This window comes from Nocardia sp. Marseille-Q1738 (assembly GCF_965283145.1).
In genome coordinates, this window is the sequence record NZ_CBDIMS010000002.1 from 820,139 (window position 1) to 833,144 (window position 13,006).

The window sequence follows — 13,006 nt, forward strand, 5'->3', positions numbered from 1 at the left end:
GGTGACGGTGGACGACACGACCGGACGGCGAATCGTCCTGATCACGGGCTCATCCCGTGGTATCGGCGCGGAGACCGCACAAGTGCTCGCGGCGCGCGGCGACCATGTGGTGATCAACTACCGGGAGAAGGCCCGGCGGGCCGAGCGTCTGGCCGACTCGATCCGGCAGGCGGGCGGCAGTGCGTCGACGGCGGGCGCCGACATCGCCGACGCGGACTCCGCCGGCGCGCTGATCGCGGGAATCGCCGAGGAGTTCGGTCGCCTCGACGTGCTGGTGCTCAACGCCTCCGGCGGTCTCGAACTGCACGCGGGGCCCGGCTACGCGATGACGCTCAACCGCGACGCGCAGGAACGGCTGGTACGACTCGCCGTGCCGCACATGCCGTCCGGCTCTCGGATCGTCTTCGTGACCAGCCATCAGGCACACTTCCACGGCCGCAAGCCGGTCCCCGCGGATTACGAGCCGATCGCCGCGAGCAAACGCGCGGGCGAGGACGCACTACGCGCCATGATCCCCGAACTCAGCGCCCGCGGCGTCACCTTGCACGTCGTCTCCGGCGACATGATCGACGGCACGATCATCGTCCAGCTTCTGGAACGCCGAAATCCCGACGCAGTCGCCGCGCGTCGCGACCAGGGCACACTTCCCACGGTCACCGAGTTCGCCACCGCCGTCGCCCTGGCCACGACCGGTACGGCCGATTCGGGAAACACCACCTACATCGGCGGTCGGGACTATCTCGACGAGCGAGAACCCATCTCCTGAAACGGCTGGGCAGGCTGCGCCGAAGGGCCGGGTCTATGTGCCGTGAGCCGCTCGAACGACGGGCCGAACGCTGCGAGTTACTACCGCTGGGAATATCCGATACTCAGTGCATAGAGGGTATGCCGCCACGGCGTCCGGCGGTCCTGGGCGAGTGAGGTTACGGATGCTGTTTGTCGGCGCACGGAGACCGGCTGTGTGGGCCGCACCGGGTGGAGGGCGTGCATGACGACAACCTTCCAAGACATAGAGATCAATCTCGACCCTCCCGCCTACGCCAGCGGCGGTCTCACAGCTGTCGTCGAGGCGGCGGAAGAATACATGCAGCGTTCGATTGTGCTGTTCGCGTCCGGCTTCGACGGCGGACAGCCGGACATGATCGCTTGGCTGGCAGGGAACAAGCTGCTCAGCAAGGAAGGGCACGAGCTCACCAAGGACGGTGCTCAGCAGCTCGACTCGCCATCGTCGGTAATGACCGACAACTACGGCAGCAGGCGCGGCGAGATCGAGGAGAGGGCTGAGCAACTGCGAACGTATAACGACACTGTCAATGCAAGCGCTATCGCGAGCTTCGACACGTCGAACAAGGCGTTCCAGGACGTGCTGGGGATCGTGGACGGGCTCAAAGCCGAGCTGAGCGGGGCACATCCAACGATCCAGTTGCCCGATGGCAGCGTGCACCTGACCGCCGCCGAGGAAGTCCGGTTGCTGCGCCTGATCCTGGAGGCCGTGGACCGTGTGCACGACAGGATCGAGGACGCGGACAGCGGCATGCAAAGGGACGCCAAGAATATCTACGAGTTGATGCCGGACCTGCCTCGCAACCCGTACGGTAACGCGCCGGATGTCGGGCGCCTGAGTCCGTGGGCGCCGACCGCGAGCAGCGCGACTTGGGCCCCCGGTAACGGAACTCGGGACGATATCGTCGCGAAGGCGCAGGAGCAGCTGAGACTCGGTGTTTCCGAAAGCGGCGGCAACAATGTCCCGATGTTCCGCGGCCCGGACGGCAAACTCTACAAGGCCCCCTACAACATCAACGACGCATGGTGCGCGGCCTTCTCCACCTGGGTGTGGGATCAGGCCGGTTACAACGTCGACTGGAGCAACAAGAATTACGTTCCCGCCATCTGGAGCGACGCCAAACACTTGGGTTTGGCGGCGAATATATCGAATGCCCAAAAAGGGGACATGATCATCTTCGACTGGGAGGGCGATGGAACCCCGGACCATGTGGGAATCGTGGAATCCGTGGACCCCAGAACCGGCCGAATCAACACCATCGAAGGCAATTCCAGTGATCGCCTGCAGACCCAGAGTTATGCCATGAACGCAGGAGCGCTCGTCGGCGTCGTCAAGCCGCCACAGTCCTAGGACACGATGGCATCCTGACGGTTCCGCCCAGCCCGTCCCCGCCTGCGTCGCACCAGAAAACCGTGCATCCCTGGGTTCGGTGCTTGCCGAACCCAGGGATCACACTCTTACGCCATGGAATGCTGCCTATTTCTGCCCGCTGGTCGTACTGCTCTGCCCGGCCAGCTGACGTGTCAGGTCGAGCAGTTCACGTTGTTCCGCAGCGGTGAGCGGCTCGGGGAAGTGCCCCGATGATTCCGTCTCGACCCGCTGCCGTCCCTCAGCGCGAGCAGACATCGTGCCGTTGACGAGGCCCCGCTGCCCGGCGGCACTTGCGAGGGCGTACTCCTCGACCGGCCGCATCCGGCGGATCTCCGCAGGGTCGATGAGGCTTCGGACCTGCTCGGGTTCGCGTCCACACTTCCGGATGAGTTGATGGAGATCGCCGTCGAATTTATCGACACAGCAGGTGTGCTGAGTGCCGACCACGGCGTCCGACGCGAACTGCAGGATCGTTGGCTTCCGGCCTGACATCGGTTTCCAGCCGGCCTGGAAGTCGGTCACCCCTTGGTACTGGTCCTTGAAGGGACGAGGTGCGCCCGATCCGGTGTAGTTGCTGTTCCAGATGTCGTAATTTCCGGTGAGTTCATTGTCGTAGAGCCACTTCGGCGCATAGGCGATCACGTAGCCGGTGGCGTTCTGCTGGGTCATGCGCTCCTTCAGCAACTCGACGACCTGGCGTATCTCCTCCGGGTTCGGCGGGCGAGGCATCGGTGCGGATTTTTCGGCGTCGATCTGCCAGATCCATGGCACATCTTTCCACCATGGTGTTCTCTCATCGACGTAGTCCATCCAGAAGTCGACCTGCTGCTCGATGTTGTTGGGCCACAAGAAGTGATACGCGCCGAGCACCGGGATTTCCGCGCCGCGTGCCCTTTCCAGTGCTTCCTGGAAGTGCGCCGCGCGCCAGGTCTTGCCTTCGGTCGATTTGTGGACGAAAAACGAGATGCCATCTCGTTTGGCCGCGACAAGATTCATGGGGCCGCGGTCCCAATCGTAGTCCGAGGCATCCCATCCCCAGACCGGAGTCGTGTTGGCCACGCCGGTCCCCAGCGGCGCTGGTTGGGTCGTGGTGGGATGGACTCGATCGGGGGCGGTTTGGCCCACCCGCTGCTCCATGGCGGTCATCAAGGCCGCTGACGTCGCCCAGTGGATATGATCGAAGTGTCCGATCGCCCCCGGGCCGCCGTACACGCCTCCGCCCGGATCCCTTCTTTGGTTCTTGACGTAGAACCCGTCATCGTCGTTGAACGGCGTCGAGTGAATGAGCTCCACGGTGAAGTCCGCGTAATTGTCGTAGAGCCACTTGGCGAAGTTACGCATCTTGACCGAACCCGCCGGGTATCCTCCGGCACCGATATCCAGGGCGGCAGTCGGCGAGCCGTCGTAGGTCAAGCCGTAGTGGTGTGAAACGGCGCCATGGTCGCCGTCTATCGCGCTGGTGATGTAGATCTCGTCAGCGTTCGGGTAGGACTCCAGGAACTTCGCCATCCGTTTTCCGAGTGGTCCGGTAACGACGTTCCTCCACTGCGTAACAGCCATGCTGAGCCTCCTGACTACGGGAGTTTCGGGGTTGAGTTCAGCCGGTATCGGAACGTTCGACAGCAGCAGCAGTTGTGTGGCCACGGGCTCGGGTACCCGAGTCGTCAGATCTCTTCCCCGAGGTGCCGGGCGGCCGCAATCGCATTACCGCGCCGTGTAGTCCCCGGGCTGCGGTTCTCAGCTCAGATGCGAAGTGATGAGGGGATCGACAGACCACATGAACCAGTTCGTCCCCTGCCCAGGGCATGTTCTGATTTGTGACGTCTCACAGGCTCGGTGCCTCCTGGACTACCTCGTCCAGCATTTGCGGCCCCTCGGGAATGCCTTCCGCTGACGATCTTCGTATCGTGACCGCGGTTGAGGGGTGACTCTGGGTCGTACCGGCCGGATTGCGGATCGCGCTCTCTATTGTAGGTGACCCGCACGCGCGCCGCGCTTTGTTGAGACAAGATGTGGAACTGCCGCTGAAGTGCCCGTTCATCTTCCACAGCCGCTATGCGTGCGGAGGCGGCTCTGGCTGTCACGTGACAGGGCCGAATAGGAAAACCCGCCACGCTTTGAGAGGAACGATTCCAGGGCTAATTCGGTAGCGTCCGAGGAGGTGCCCCCGGACCATGGTGGGATGCTGGACTACGAGGACACTGCCTGCCGGATCGGTTGGACGGAGTTGCCGGACGCCGTACGGGCGGGCATCGAGCGAGTGGTCGGGGACGCGGTGTGTGCGGCCGTGGATCAGCGGGGTGGGTTCAGTCATGGTGTGGCATCGCGAGTGAGGACGGCGGGTGGCGCCGCCGTGTTCGTGAAAGCGATCGAGGCGCAGGATGGGCTGGCGCCCGCGTATCGGGCGGAGGCCCGGGTCGCCGGGCGGCTGCCCGCGACGGCGCCCGCGCCGCGGTGCCGGTTCGCCGAGGACATCGAGGGCTGGTTCGTCGCCGGGTTCGACGATGTGGCGGGGGTGTCTCCGCGGTTGAGTGATCCGCGGGAGTTGCGGGACACCCTCGATCTGGTGACGCGGTTGGCCACGGAGTTGACGCCGAGTCCAGTGCCGGATGTGCCGACCATCGCCGAGGCCTATGGGCCGGTGCTGGTCGGCTGGCGGGCGTTCGCGGCGGAGGGGCCGCCACCGGATCTGGACGGTTGGTCCGTCCGGCACCTGGCGGCGTTGGCCGAGCTGGAAGCGACGTGGTCGGCGCATGCGGGAGGAGATACGTTGCTCCACACCGATCTTCGCCCTGACAACATGCTGCGGCGGGCGGACGGGGTGGTGCTGGCGGTCGACTGGGCGTGGGCCTGCCGGGGCGCCGCTTGGATCGACCTGGTGGCTCTCGCTCCGTCGATCGCGGCCGCCGGTGTGGATCCGGAGCCGATTATCGCCACGCATCCGGTGACTCGCGACGCCGATCGGGAGGCGGTCGACGCCTTCGTCTGCGCGCTCGCCGGTTATTGGGCGGCCGCCTGCCGCAAGCCGGGGCCGCCGCGTTCGCCGCACCTGCGCGCCCATCAAGCGGCATTTGCCCGACTCGCCGGAGATTGGCTGGCGTGTCGACTCGGCTGCGAATAGGCGCCGAAAAATCGGATCTGTCTTCGAGAAAGACGAGGTCACTGGATGTTTGCCACGGCTTGCGGCTTGCGATCGGGTGCCGGAAGTCCGGTCGATGGGCGTGTCGTGTGGGCGGAACCGCGTGAAATGGACGCGGAGGAGGCAGGTCTGGGTCACGCTAGGCACATGTGGATGTTCGGGCAGTGCCGGAACACCGGCGTGACAAGGCATCGAGAACGCGATCGCAACGCGTCCGCCCTGGTCGGAATGGGGGTGCTGAGGGTGAATCAGACGTCCGACGATCGGGCGATTCCCGGAAAAGAACTGCTGCTGGCGGCATTTCGCGGCCTGCCGCACATAGACCACCCGATGCTGGAGGCGGCTGGAGAATTGGCTCAGCTGCACCAGACTCGCGAACGCACTCCGCACAGCCGGTGCGACAAACTCGACCGGCGACGAGCGCAGTTGGTGCGCGGGATCGACCGCTGGGTCACGTTGGCGGCGCCGATACCGCGTCCCGCCGCGCCCGAACACACCGAGACCGTGGGCAGAATGGTGGACCGGCTGGCCATGCTCGCCGCGCAGGCGTTCATCGCCCTCGCCCACGCGCCCGACGCTGTCTTCTACGACGCCTGGATCCGCGTCGACGAATTGGCCGACGGCTACCAGGATCTCATCGATGACCTGCGCACCGGGGCCAGGCGACTACCCGAGGCGCACTACGACCGGTGGTAGCTACTTGCCCCGACCGAACAGCCGGAACGACCGAGAGCGCCGTCGCGGCAACGTCGCGTAGACCATGGTCATGTCGGCGAACACTTCCGCTTCCCGCTCGCGGTCGGCTCCGAATTCGGCACGGCCGAGCACATGTTCGATGGAGTGCGGCGAGATCGAGGGCAGGATGACGGCCAGCGAGGGCGGCAGCGAATCGACGCGCTCCGCGTCCTTGTGATGCCCGAGTAGCATGTGACCGATTTCGTGCAGGATGACGTGATCGGCGTTGCGGCCGGTCGCCGCGGCGTCGTACACGACGATGTCGTCGTGCTTGCGCGCTACCCATAGGCCGCCGCCGCCACAGCCCGTGTCGGCCAGCATCGCCTTCGGAACGGGGTGCAGGCTGATCGAGCGGCCGCGGTGCGCGGCCACCGCGGCCAAATAGACGGTCAGGTTCCACGGGTTGGGCAGCGGCACGCTTCGAGTCGCGTCACCTAAGCGCGCTTCCATGCTGGTCATCGGCGCCAACCTTACCTACATCGCAGCCACTAGTCATCCGCAGAACCGGACATACCGGCGGCAGGTAATCGGCTGCCGGAGCGCGCGATCGGTCACTTCGCGGGCGGCTCGGTGTCCAGGGGTTGTGCCCGCATGGCGCGGATGGCCAGGTAGTTCAGGCCCCACAGTGCGACGCCGATGGCCAGCAGCACGCCCGCGATGGCGTACTGCGCCGGATTGCGGTCGGTGAAAGGTGTGACGAGGAAGCCACAGCTCAGCGCCCCCAGGATCGGCAGCGGCGTCGGCGTGTGGAAGTGCTTGTGGGCCACCTGGTCTCGCCGCAGCACCAGCACGGCCACGTTCACCACGGTGAACACCGCCAGCAGCAGCAGTGCGGTAGTGCCGCCGAGCTCGGGCACCTCACCGACGAACAGGATGAGTCCGAGCGCCAGCAGCGTGGTGAAAACGATGGCGTTGTACGGTGTTCGGCGCCGCTCGCCCACGTGGCCGAACGGCCGCGGCAGCACATTCTGCCTGGCCATGCCGTAGATCAGGCGGCTGGCCATCAGCATGTTGATCAGCGCCGAGTTGGCGACCGCGAACATGGTGATGTAGGCGAAGACGTGCGTCGGGAAGCCGGGCGCACCGACCTCGACCACCTTCAGCAGTGGCGTATCGCCTTGGCCGAGCTCGGTGGCGGGGACGAGCGCGATCGCGCTGATGGAGACCAGCACGTAGATGAGACCCGTGATGAGCAGCCCGGCGAGCAGAACCTTCGGGAAGATCCGGCTCGGCTCCTTGCACTCCTCGGCCATGTTCACCGAGTCCTCGAACCCGACCATGGCGTAGAACGCGAGCGTGGTGGCCACGATGACGCCGCCAACCGCGGTGCGCTCACTGGTGTCGAATTCCACGATGCGGGAGAAATCGCCGTCGCCGAAGCCGAGCGCCCAGCAGCCGATGGCGATGACGATCAGCAGGCCGGTCAGCTCCACGCACGTGAGCACCACGTTGAGCTTCACGCCCTCGCTCACCCCGCGCAGGTTCACCGCCGCCACCACCGCCATGAACGCCAGCGCGATCACCGTCACCGCGATGCCGTTGCCGATATCCAGGTCGAAGGCTTCGGCGAAGTTGGCCGCGAAGGCTCGCGAGGCGGTGGAGGCGGAGGTGATCCCGGAGCTCATCACCGCGAAGGCGACCATGAAGGTGAGGAAATGGATGCCGAAAGCCTTGTGCGTGTACAGCGCGGCCCCCGCGGCGTGCGGGTACTTGGTGACCAGCTCGAGATAGCTGAAACCGGTGATGAGCGCGACCAGGAACGCGACGAGGAACGGCACCCACACGGCGCCGCCCACTTCGTTGGCCACCTTGCCGGTGAGCGCGTAGATACCGGTGCCCAGAATGTCACCGACGACGAACAGCAGCAGCAACCCCGGCCCCATCACCCGTTTCAGTTCGGGCTCGGAGTGGGCTGGCGGATTCACGGTGACGTCGGACATGCGTCCTCCCCTCGGCAGTAAGGCCGAGAGTACCCATTCGCCGGGGAAATAGTCGCTAACCGGGGCCGTTCACCCAGGGACGAACACGGCGGGATGTCGGGTCGGCCAGCGGGTCGCTCAGTCCATCCGGCGTGCGGCCTCCACGATCATGGCCGCGGAGTCGCGCGGGCTCAACGCCATGGCGCGCAGCTGGTCGAAGATGACGCCGAAACGCCGGATCTCGTTGTGGCCCTCGATGAGTTCGTCACCCGCGATGCCCTCGACATAGACCAGTTCGGGGTCGGCGGGATCGGGGAAATCCAGCAGCGTGAACGGGCCGGCCATGCCCGGATGCGCGCCCGCGTCGAACGGCAGGATCTGCAGGATCACGTTCTTTCGCTTGGTCTCCAGCAGCAGCCGCTCGAGCTGGCCGCGCATCACCGAGGGGCCGCCGACCGTGCGCCGGATCGCGGCCTCGTCCATCACCACCCACAGCTCGAGCGGCTCCTCCTTGGAGAGGTTGGCGGCGCGATCCATCCTGGCCTTCGCCCTGCTCTCCATCACCGACGCCTCCAGCTTCGGCATCGAGGTGTCGATCACCGCCGTCGCGTACTCGTAGGTCTGCAAAAGCCCTGGGATGATCGAGGTTTGGTAGTGGCGGGCAGACAGCGCCTCGGACTCGAAGTTGATGTAGGCGGCGTACACCTCCGACACGCTGCCCTCGTAGGCGCGCGACATGCCGGGCTTCAACGCGTCCGATAGCAATTCCAGGGCGTCTTCGCGAGAATCGTCGCCGATCTGGTAGAGGTCGAGCATCGCCATGAGGGTGCGGCGCTGCGGGCGGGCCTGCGCGGTCTCGATCCGGTACAGCGTGGTGACGTTGATCCCGGTCTTCGCGCTGACCTCTTCCTTGCTGAGCTGGGCGTTTTCGCGCATCTCGTGCAGCATTGCCGCCAGACGTCGCAACCGGACGGTCAGTACGGTGCGCTTGCCTGCCATCAGAACAACCCTTTCGGTCTTGCGCACTTGCTGGAACGCGTTACGGCGTCCTCACGTGAATACGGCTCTCATGCAGCGGATCTGCAATGAAAGCGGGACACAGCAACAGAGACTACCTCCAGTGATCCGCATTATGGTCAGTGTTTTTCGGGACGCGGACGATTGCGGGGAAGCCCGGGGGCAAACCAGGCCCGAGGGTAGGCCGCACCGCGGTACCAATACTCGCGGGATGGCCGGCGCCGCTCTTCCCATGATGGGGAATGCTGCCATCTGCGGGCTCGGGAGCTGGGTATCGGCCGTTGCCCGGTTCGGGGAGCGGGAGCGGGAGCGGGCGGTACGTAGCCGGCGAATGGCGCGCTGTCGTGACGGGAGTGGCGTGTGACGGTGATCCGCGTCGGTCGCGGGTTCTCCCGTGGGTGCCCAGTCCTCCACGGCCGACATCGAAGACCGCATTCGCGACCGGGGGTAGCGCGGCGGCAGTGGGCGTGGCGGCCGGTCCGGCAGTGCGTCACGGCGCTGCGCCGGTTGCACGGCATCTGCTGGCCGGTGTTGCGGACAGCCGTATCGGATGCCGTGCGACCTGTCTGTTGCGGATGGATTGCCGGATCGATCGCAGTATGTCGAATGCCCTAGTTTTCTGCGGAAATGCTCGCACACCTGGTGGATGCTGAAAGTTTGCTACAGTTCGATTTCGGATTGTGTTCCGCGCTGATACGGGACCGGGACGGTTGGATAATGACCCGCGTGACGAGGATGGATGACCTCGCGCTGACAAGCGCCTCCGCGGTCGAGAGCGTCGTCGCTGGCACGCCGCAGAGCGTGGGTAGCTTCCGTTTCTGGTTCGACGATCAGCGATGGGAATGGTCGGATGGCCTCGCGGCTCTCTACGGCTACGCCGCCGGGAGCACGCAGCCGAGCACCGAACTGCTGCTGGCGCACAAGCATCCCGACGACCGCGCGCTGGTCGCCCGGTTCATCGACGCCGCCATGCGTTCCGCGGAGCCGTTCTGCGGCCGCCATCGCGTCATCGATACCTCCGGGCGGATCCATCACGTGCTCGTCGTCGCCGACCGAATGCTCGACGACCGGGGCCTGGTGATCGGCACGAGCGGCTATTTCATCGACGTGTCCGAGACCCTCGAGGAGAACCGGCAGGAGGTCCTCGACGGCACCCTGCCCGAGCTCGTCGAATCACGGGCGGTGATCGAACAGGCCAAAGGGGTGCTCATGGTGGTCTACGGCATCAACGCAGAACAGGCGTTCCGGGTGCTGCAATGGCGTTCCCAGGAGACCAACGTCAAGCTGCGCACGCTGGCGCAGCGGCTGGTCACCGAGATTCCCGCCATCGGTGGCGGTCCGGCCTCGCAACGAGCCCGCTTCGACCATCTGCTGCTGACCATGCACGGCGACGTCATGGCGGCGGAGTGAGTGACTTTTGGTCATTCGACCAGTCCCACGGGTGGTAAGCCGAGAGAATTTAGGCGAAGTAACCATTGTGGAGACGGAGTCGTCGTGGTCGGTGAGTACACATCGGCGCTCGAGCGGGACATCGTGAATATGCGCGTGCAGCACGAGGAGTTGCTGCGGGCGGGGCGGCAGTGGTCGTTGCGCGCGATGTTCAGCACGCCCGACTGGGACATACTCGACTACTGCCGCGACTTCCGGCCGAACCGGTTCGGGGCGCAGGCCTGTGCGGCGGTCGAACGATTCTGCCGGGCCCATGCGATCTGGCTCGATCCCGGCGGCAAGCACTACAACAGCATGACGCCGTATCTGCACCCCGGCGCCATCAGCGTCGAGCGAATGACGATCATCGGCCTCTATAACGCAATCCTGTTCTGGCTCAACGACACTGTGGGCCGGGAGAAGTTCGGGCACCTGGACCACGACGAGCAGCGACGGGCGCGCGCCGCGGTCGATCGGTTGTGCTCGCTGTTGCGCACATGCTCGGCGCCGGGCGATCCGACCCCGCTGGAGGCCGCGACGTCGGCCTTCCTCACCATGCTGTCCGCCCTCGCCGATCCGGCCTGGCTCGATCGGTTCGTCGACGCCACCATCGATCATCTGCGGCCCGCGATCCAGGACCAGAATGCCCGCACCCGCGGCGAACTGCTCAGCGTCGCGGAGTACATCGACCTGCGGGCCCGGGTATCGGGCATGTATCCGGCCATCGCCCTGTGCGAATTCGGTCGCGACGACTACCTGCCCTGGGACCGGATCCGGCGCGCGGGGCTCGACGGGGACCTGCGCCGGTTGAGGGTGCTGACCGTCGAGGTCGGGGCGTTGATGAACGACGTGTTCTCTTTCGAAAAGGAGTGCATCGTCGATCTCGCGGACTTCAACCTGATCCCGGTGGTCCTGCTGAACCATCCCGGGTGGTCTTTGGCGGACGCCGTGCACGGCGCCACCGAGATCGTTCGGGCGCGGCTCACGGAATTCCGGCAGGTTGGTGCGGCCACTGCCGAACGATGCGATCTCGTGGGAGCGGATGATGCCGCTCTGGCGGCCACCGTCTCGACCCACATCGCCGATCTGATCGCCTGTGTCCAGGCGACCTGGGCCTGGCAGATCACGACGTTGCGCTATAAAGGCGCCTCGATATTCACTGAGAACGGCACGGGTTAGTACCGCGCATCATCACCAGCAGTGGGAATGCGCTCCCAGCGGGAGTACTCGACGGTATCGAACATATGTGGATACGATGCGTCGGGGGCTATCTCCGGCCTGAATGGTGAGGGGGTTGCGGTGGAACAGATCGAATTCGCCAGGCTGGCGAACTCGTGGTGGCAGGCATTGCGGGCCGTCACCGGTGAGTCCGTGTCCGTGCCCGCCCCCGAGGTCCTGCTACTCGGCCTGGTCGAGGAGCTGGTTTCCGGCCTCGAAGCCGAACCTTTCGACGCCGGTGTGGGTGCCCGCGTGGGCGCCGAGCTGGCCGCCGCCGGGGTGATCGCGCCCGCCGTACCCAGTGTGTCCGCCGAGGTGTTGTTCGAATTGGCCGAACGCGCCGCGCACCCGAGCAGCGGCCGACGGCTCGCGGCGCTGCTCGCCGCGGTGGGGCAGGGGTACGAAGCGCACCTGCGCCCGCACGAGCAGGGGCACCCGGACGCGCTGGGTGACGCGACTCGAGCGGCCGACGAGCGGTTCCGCGTCGTCTTCGACAACGCCGCGATCGCCATCGCCATCGGCGACACCGACGGGACGCTGCTGGACGCCAACCGCGGCCTGGCCGACATGATCGGAGTCCCGGTCGAAGCCCTGCGCGGGGTGTCGGTCTACGACTTCGCGCACCCCAGTGACCGCGACGGCATCCGCACGCTGGTCTATGAGCAGCTGGTCCCGGCCGGGCACGGCACCGTGAAACTGGAGCAGCGGATTCGTCGCGCCGACGACAGTTACGGGTGGGCGGCGTTCGCCATCACGTTCGTCAAGGGCGTGGACGGGCAGAGCGACTATCTGCTCGCGGTCGGCGAAGACGTGACCGAGCAGCACCGGATGCGCGAAGAGCTGCATCGGCAGGCCCGCCACGACCCGCTCACCGGGCTGCCCAACCGGCGGCATCTCGTCGAACGGATCGACGAGATGATCGCGGGCGCCAGCAATGGCGACCGCGCGGGGTTGTGTTTCGTCGACATCGATCGCTTCAAGCACGTCAACGATCGCTACGGCCACGGAACGGGCGATCAGATCCTTACCGCGATCGCCGCGCGTTTGCAGGACAGCGTGCGTGGCTCGGGTTGCCTGATCGCACGCATCGGCGGTGACGAGTTCGTCGCGCTGATCCCGCCGCCCGCCAGCGACCACCGGGTGGCCGCCGTGGCGAACAGCCTGCTCGAGGCGTTGGTCGATCCGATCACCGCGGGCGACCGGCGGCTACGCATGTCCATCAGCATCGGCGCGGTCGTCACCGCGGTCGCGGGCGCGGACGCCGAATCGCTGCTCGATGCCGCCGACACCGGCCTCTACCGCGCCAAAGCCGACGGCAAGGGCCGGTGGGTGCTGCACATCCTCGACACGGATACCTCTCGCGGACCGCAGCCTGTGCTGTGAACCGTGCGGAAA

General features: G+C 65.9%; 11 protein-coding genes. 7 read left to right on the forward strand and 4 right to left on the reverse strand.

Annotated elements, in window-relative coordinates; all coding sequences use genetic code 11:
* Positions 1-7: 7 nt before the first annotated feature.
* A complete protein-coding gene (locus tag ACWPXK_RS12185) occupies positions 8-766 on the forward strand; it encodes an SDR family oxidoreductase (protein WP_454196155.1) in 759 nt (252 codons plus the stop codon).
* A 222-nt stretch (positions 767-988) separates the two neighbouring features.
* The gene (locus ACWPXK_RS12190) at positions 989-2,134 is read left to right on the forward strand and encodes a CHAP domain-containing protein (RefSeq protein WP_454196156.1); all 1,146 of its coding nucleotides are present in this window, start codon (positions 989-991) and stop codon (positions 2,132-2,134) included.
* A gap of 126 nt (positions 2,135-2,260) precedes the next feature.
* On the opposite strand, the gene ACWPXK_RS12195 is transcribed toward ACWPXK_RS12190, so the two are convergent.
* Positions 2,261-3,664, reverse strand: a complete 1,404-nt coding sequence (locus ACWPXK_RS12195; protein ID WP_454196157.1) for a GH25 family lysozyme — start codon at positions 3,662-3,664, stop codon at positions 2,261-2,263.
* A gap of 673 nt (positions 3,665-4,337) precedes the next feature.
* Here ACWPXK_RS12195 and ACWPXK_RS12200 point away from each other — a divergent pair.
* Positions 4,338-5,276: a phosphotransferase gene (locus ACWPXK_RS12200; RefSeq protein WP_454196158.1), complete on the forward strand. Its 939-nt coding sequence runs from the start codon at positions 4,338-4,340 to the stop codon at positions 5,274-5,276.
* Positions 5,277-5,537: 261 nt separating this feature from the next.
* Positions 5,538-5,990, forward strand: coding sequence for a DUF4254 domain-containing protein (locus tag ACWPXK_RS12205; protein WP_454196159.1), 453 nt, complete (start codon positions 5,538-5,540; stop codon positions 5,988-5,990).
* Here ACWPXK_RS12205 and ACWPXK_RS12210 read toward each other — a convergent pair whose 3' ends face one another.
* The 3 genes from ACWPXK_RS12210 to ACWPXK_RS12220 all read right to left on the reverse strand — a co-directional run bounded on the left by ACWPXK_RS12210 (position 5,991) and on the right by ACWPXK_RS12220 (position 8,947).
* Positions 5,991-6,488 (reverse strand): hypothetical protein, encoded by a 498-nt coding sequence (locus tag ACWPXK_RS12210; protein ID WP_454196160.1) that lies wholly within the window; start codon positions 6,486-6,488, stop codon positions 5,991-5,993.
* A 92-nt stretch (positions 6,489-6,580) separates the two neighbouring features.
* On the reverse strand, positions 6,581-7,969 hold the full coding sequence (locus ACWPXK_RS12215) for an APC family permease (protein ID WP_454196161.1): 1,389 nt from the start codon (positions 7,967-7,969) through the stop codon (positions 6,581-6,583).
* Between the two features lie 117 nt (positions 7,970-8,086).
* Entirely contained in the window at positions 8,087-8,947 is an 861-nt protein-coding gene (locus tag ACWPXK_RS12220; protein WP_454196162.1) for a helix-turn-helix domain-containing protein, read from the reverse strand.
* 753 nt (positions 8,948-9,700) lie between these two features.
* On the opposite strand from ACWPXK_RS12220, the gene ACWPXK_RS12225 reads away from it, so the two are divergent.
* The 3 genes from ACWPXK_RS12225 (at position 9,701) to ACWPXK_RS12235 (ending at position 12,994) form a co-directional block, all read left to right on the forward strand.
* Complete coding sequence (locus ACWPXK_RS12225; RefSeq protein WP_454196435.1) at positions 9,701-10,375, forward strand: PAS and ANTAR domain-containing protein; 675 nt, start codon at positions 9,701-9,703, stop codon at positions 10,373-10,375.
* Positions 10,376-11,572, forward strand: coding sequence for a terpene synthase family protein (locus tag ACWPXK_RS12230; RefSeq protein ID WP_454196163.1), 1,197 nt, complete (start codon positions 10,376-10,378; stop codon positions 11,570-11,572).
* A 120-nt stretch (positions 11,573-11,692) separates the two neighbouring features.
* On the forward strand, positions 11,693-12,994 hold the full coding sequence (locus ACWPXK_RS12235) for a diguanylate cyclase domain-containing protein (protein ID WP_454196164.1): 1,302 nt from the start codon (positions 11,693-11,695) through the stop codon (positions 12,992-12,994).
* The last annotated feature ends 12 nt before the right edge of the window (positions 12,995-13,006 follow it).